This window comes from Brevundimonas sp., assembly GCF_036400995.1.
Taxonomy (GTDB): Bacteria; Pseudomonadota; Alphaproteobacteria; order Caulobacterales; family Caulobacteraceae; genus Brevundimonas.
Window position 1 is genome coordinate 1 of sequence record NZ_DASWWG010000063.1, and the last position, 5,660, is coordinate 5,660.

Genomic DNA, 5,660 nt, shown 5'->3' on the forward strand with positions numbered 1-5,660 from the left:
CGGCCGCCGCGGGCGGGCTCGTCGCCGGCCCTGTCGGCGCCGCGGTCGGCGGCCTCGCCGCCAAGGCGCTCGGCAATTTCCTGGGCGACAGCGGTGGCGACCTGATCATGAACGGCGGCCGCGAGGCCTTGTCTTCCTGGCTCTCGCGCGGCGGCCCCAAGCCGGGCGAGCTCCCGCTCAATCATGACCTCGCCCGGGCGATCCGGCTCTCCCAGCTGGATGCGCTCGATTTCATCGTCACCCTGCACGCCCAGGCGCACGGCGCCGCGCGGTTCGCGCGCCGGGTCCGGGACTGGACCGACGCCGGCCGACGCGAGGCGGCCGCCCCCGACTTCCTCGAAACCCCCGACGACGGGGCGCTCCTGACCGACCTCGCCGCCGTGCTGGAGGACATCGGCGCGCGCCTCCCCGCGCCGGGCGCCGTTCCGGCGATGGCCGAGGACGCCATGCTGGCGGAGCTGCGGGCGGCGGGCGAGGTCCGGGGCTGGCCGATCGACCAGCCCGACGCCTTCGAACGCCGCTTCCGCGGCGAAGCCGCCCACGCGGGCTGGTTGGCGGCGACCAACGCCTTCTTCGCCGCGCGGTTGAAAGACGAGAAGGCCGTCGCCCTCAGGGCGGCGTTCGAGCTGGATCAGTTTCGCGGCCTGAACCTGCAACTGGCCGGCATTCAGCGGGCCTTGGCGGCCAGCGACACGGCGATCCACGCCCGTCTGGACGCCATCGAGGCCGCCCTTCGCGCCGTCGGCGCGGCGGAGGCGGACGTCCCGGACCCCGGGCGGCTCGCCGCGCGCGGGGCCTCGGCGAGCGACATCGCCACCGAGCTGCAGCGCCTCTTGGCCACGAGCCCGCGCTGGTCTCGAACCGCCGCCGCGGTCCGGCTGCGTCAGGCGCGGCTGCTGGCGCGCCCGATGTTCGGCCGGGAAGACGCCTTTTCGGCCCTGGACGCCTTTCTCTGCGACCGACCCGGCGGCCTGCTGATCCTGACCGGCGCGGCCGGGGCGGGAAAGTCCTCCTTGCTCGCCCGTTGGCTGGAAAGCGCGGCGCCGACAAACGCCGTCCGCCATTTCATCAGCGCGGACCTGCCGGCGACCATTTCGCCGGAGGCGATCGAAGGTCACATCGCGGCCCAGCTCGACACCCTGCTGGCCACGGCGTCGGCGATCCCGGCCGATGACCAGCCCGCGGGCGAGCGCATCTACCAGCGGCTGGCCGCCTTCACGCCGTCCGCGGCGACAAGCCGGCTGGTCATCGTCCTGGACGGCCTGGACGAGGCGGCCGCCCGGATCGAATCCTTCATCCCCGCTCCGCTCCCCGAGGGCGTGTTCGTGGTCATCGGCTGTCGCGCCGCCTCGGACACGGACGCGCCCCGCGTCCTGAGGCCGTGGCTAGATGTCCTGGATCAGAGACCGGATGCGGGAGTCCGTCTGCACCTGTCCGGGCTGGACCTGCCGGACGTGTGCCGGTGGCTCGCCGAGGTCGCGCCCCTGATGCCGCGAGAGGCGCGAGACCGCCTGGCGGCGGACCTGCACCGCAACCTGGAGGGCTTGCCGCTCTTCCTGTCCGAGGTGCTGTCGACCCTGCCCCCCGCCGCCGAGGGCGCCCGCGCCGTCGCCGCGGCGCCGGACAGCTTCGGCGCCTACGTCCGCGCGCGCCTGGCGGAACTGGAAGGCGCGGGCGACGTCTGGGCTCTGTCTAACCGGAGGCTCTTCGCCCTGTTGGGGCTGGCCCATGCGCCGCTGCGTCAATGGGAGATCGAGGACCTCTTCGCCGTCATGGCCGGCGGGCTCTCCATCGAGCTCAACAGCCTCGACCCGCGGATCGCCCGCTGGTTCGTGATGCGCGGCGAGGGCTCAGAACGCACCTTCGCCTTCCACCATCCCCGGCTCGCCGCGGCGTTTTCCGAACAGTTGGGAACGGACGCCGACGTCGCCGCCGAGACCCTGACGCTCTGGCTCGCCCAGGCCTGGCGGCCGCGGCCGCGCCGGCCGGGCGCGCCCTATGCGCTCGACTGGGGTCCGCGGCAGCTGTGCGAGCTCGCCGTGCCGGACGCCGCGGTGCGACTGCTGACCGACAGCGCCTTCCTGGCGGCCCGGTTCGAGCGTCACGAGACCGCGCTGGATCGCGCGCGCCGCACGATCGAGGATTGGCGCCGCCTGGCCGCCGACGGACATGAGGGGGCGGGACGGCCTCACGCGGCCTTCTGGGCGCTCCATGGGGAACGGCTCAAGCAGGCCTGGAGACCGGTCGCCGCGGCGAGGACGCCTTACGGCCGGGTCGTTCTGAACGCCCTGACCGACGCCGGACTGTTCGACGGCGAGCCGGGCCGCGCCGTGATCGCCCATCCTCCGGCCCGATCCGTCCTGGCGCGTGCCGCGCTCCATCCGGGTCTCGCCGAGGCGATCTCCGGCCACGGCCTCATCATGTCCGGCGGCCGGCGCGGCGATGTCCTGTTCTGGGATGCGGATGGTCGTGCGCGCGGCGAACCCGACGGCCCGATCCGCCATTCGGCCGAGGTTCGCCGACTCGTCGTCCTCAACGACGGCTTCGCCTCGATCGGCGAGGACGGCCGGGTGCTGTTCTGGACCGATGATGGCCGGCCGCGCCATGACACCCTCCCGCCACCCGCGCATGCGGATACGCCGCTAGGCGCCCGCCCGCTGCCCGACGGTGGCCTGGTCACCCATGACGTGGACGGGATCGTGGTCTTCTGGGGGCCGGACGGCCGGGAGCGCGCCCGAGAGACATTCGCCGCCGCGGTGCGGCAGGCCGTCATCGCCCACGACAGGGTTTTCCTGACTTGTGACGATGGTCGCTGCGCCCTTCGCGAGGTCACCGGCGCCCCGGCCGAGCCTCTTCGACCGTCGATCCTCGCCCAGGCCCCGGGGGCAGCTTCGGCCGCCGCCCTTCCCGACGGCTTCGTCAGCTGGAGCTTCAACAGTCCCCCCGTCTTCTGGAGCCGGGAAGGACGTCTTCGCCCGGCCGCGGAATCCGCCGGGCGGTTGTCAGGGCTGCGAGAGTGTCTCGTGCATCAGAAGGGGGTCGCCGGTCGCACCACGGACCATCGGCTCGCCTTCTGGACGCCGGACGGGACGGCGCTTGAGGAGGCCGTCGACGACGCCGCAGCCCGGGTCGGCCCGCCCAGCGCCAACGGCGACCGGCTCCTGGTCGTGGACGCCGCAGGCGCCGCCGAGGTGCGGGATTTTCGCGGCCGCCTCATTGGCCGCACCCCGGCCCTTGGGTTCGAGGACAGCGCCGGCGTCTGGCCGGTCACGGGCGGCTGGCTGATCGCCGGCTTCTGGGGCGGCGCTTCCGCCATCGTCTCGCTCGAGGGGCGAGTGCTGTCCGTTCCGGAGGTGTGTCCCCGGGTCACCACCTGTCTGGCGCGACCCCGCCTGACCCTCACCGGCGATCTGGAAGGCCGCATTCGTCTGTGGTCCACCACGGGCGACCTCCTGTCCCATCCCTTCCCGCCGGAATTGCACGCTTCGGCCAGCAACGGGGTGCGCGGTCTGCTGGAGGTCGAGGATCGCCTGGTCAGCTACGGCGGCGACGGCCTGATCAAATTCTGGTGGGTGAGCGCCCTGAACGGCGCCTTCGACCTGGTCGAGCCCGATCCGGTCGATGGAGCGACCAGCCACGGCGCCGCCGGCCCCGACGGCGCGGTCAGCTGGGACCATTACGGACGCCTGCTGTTCTGGTCCGCCGACGGCGTCTTGCTGAGCGAAGTCCTTCTGGACACCGCGGTCGCGGAAGCCGTCTTGCTGGACGAGGTCGTCATCGTTCTCGAACGCGACAACAGGGTGCATGTCTTCACGCGCACGGGAGAGCGCCTCGCCCAAGACGACGCCCTCACGGGCCGCGACGCGGGTGTCTACGCCGGCCGGCTGACGCCCTTCCCGGGCGGTTGCGCGGCGACCGGCGACCAAGCGCTACTCCTGATCGACCTGGAGGGCCGGATCAGAACACGGAGCGCCGATGTGTGGGGAGACGCGAGTCCGATCCGGGAGGTCGCCGCCGTGGAGGACGGGGTCGTGCTGGTCAATCCCGTTGGCGCGCCGGCCCTGGCCCGGTTCGACGGCCTGCGGACAGGAAACGCGCCGCGCGGAACCGAAGCCGGCTTCCCCGATCTAACGGTCTCGGGCCGCGATGTCGTGATCACTCTGGGCTCGAGCCTGCGGATCTGGGCCGTGGATGACATCGACGGCCCGCCCCGGATAATCCGGTCGACGCCCGGCGCCCTCTTGGGCGCGGCGGATCTCTCGCCCGGCTTCGCCACCTTCGAACAGTCCGGCGGCGTCGCCTTCTGGACCGCCGACGGCGGCATGCGGGCGCGCCGCTACCCCTTCGCCGGCGGGTCCAGGCCGGCCAGATGGATCTCGCGGGACGGACGCCTGTATGTCGCCGACGGCGAGGGCGTCCTGACGGTGTGGAACGCGGACGGGACGCTTCTGGGCGAGCACAGCCTGCCCGAGGCGCTGATCGGCCTGACCCCCTTGGCCGACGGCTTGGCGGCGGGGGATCTGGCGTCCGGCCTGCACTGGTTCACCGACGTCCCCGAGGGTCCGGCTACAGCGGCCCGCTCGGTCCTGGCCCATGCGGGCGATCTGGCCGTCACGCTCCTGTCTGACGGGCGGCTGCTGAGCTGGGCGCCCGGCGACATCATTCACATCTGGTCAGGCCCCGCGGCACTGGACGACACCCTAGTCGTGCCCGATGAGATTCGTCACGTGGCGTGTGTGGCCGACGGCCTCTATGTCTTCGGGTCCCGGCTCTGGCGTTTCCGCTGGGACGGGTCGGACGCGCCACCACCGCCGTCCGACGCCCCGGGCTGGTGACCGGCGCCGCCGGCCGTCGAGCGGACAGACTTCGGACGATGCGTCGCACCGCATGGTCGCAGGACGCGTTCGGCGCGGCAGCAGGATCGCCTGCACCAGACGACTGGTCCCGGATCTCCGATGTAATGGATCGGTCCACGATATGGGCGATCAGGCGGCGGGGCGGGCTCGCCGACCGCGCCGCGATCACATTCGGCGACTTCGGAACCTGTTCGACGATCCCAGTCGAATTCGTCTAGTGGAGCTTCGGCGACAGCTTTCCGCCCTCAGCGGCCTTTTGCCTCCCAAGCCAATCAGGGTCAGCAGAGCGCCAACAGCGGTCATTGGCGAAGTTGCGAGAACCAGACATGAGCTTGGGTTCGATGACCGAGCTTAACTGCGCCGATCCCGGCACCTCATTGTGCCGCGATGGCGATGGATGACAATCGGACGCGGCGTCGACCGGAACGCCCTCCGCCTTTCGTTCGGAATACCGATCGACGAGCTGGACGGCGTGGGGCCGGACCAGAATGGTGAAGCGCACCAGTTCCTCCATCACGTCGACGATCCGCTCATAGTAGGCCGAGGGCCTCATCCGGCCGGCCCCGTCGAACTCCTGGAAGGCCTTGGCCACGCTCGACTGGTTGGGGATGGTGATCATCCGCATCCAGCGGCCCAGAAGGCGCAGGGTGTTGACGGCGTTGAACGACTGCCGCCTAAAAGATCGCAGAGTAGCGACAGCCGAGTTTAAGGGTCGCTGGGCTATACTCTCCGTCGAGACCATGGACTTTGGCCACGAGGTCGACAGTTGGCCGATTTCGCACGTCTGTCGGTCCGGACGCGGTG

Annotated in this window: 2 pseudogenes; one reads left to right on the top strand and one right to left on the bottom strand. The window is 71.5% G+C overall.

Annotation, left to right across the window (positions count from 1 at the left end):
• Positions 1-908: 908 nt before the first annotated feature.
• Positions 909-1,220, top strand: a pseudogene (locus VGE03_RS16550) (ATP-binding protein); the annotation flags it as partial.
• A gap of 4,010 nt (positions 1,221-5,230) precedes the next feature.
• Here the strand turns inward: VGE03_RS16550 and VGE03_RS16555 are convergent.
• Positions 5,231-5,526 (bottom strand): annotated as a pseudogene (locus tag VGE03_RS16555) (arsenical resistance protein ArsH); the annotation flags it as partial.
• Between the last annotated feature and the right edge of the window lie 134 nt (positions 5,527-5,660).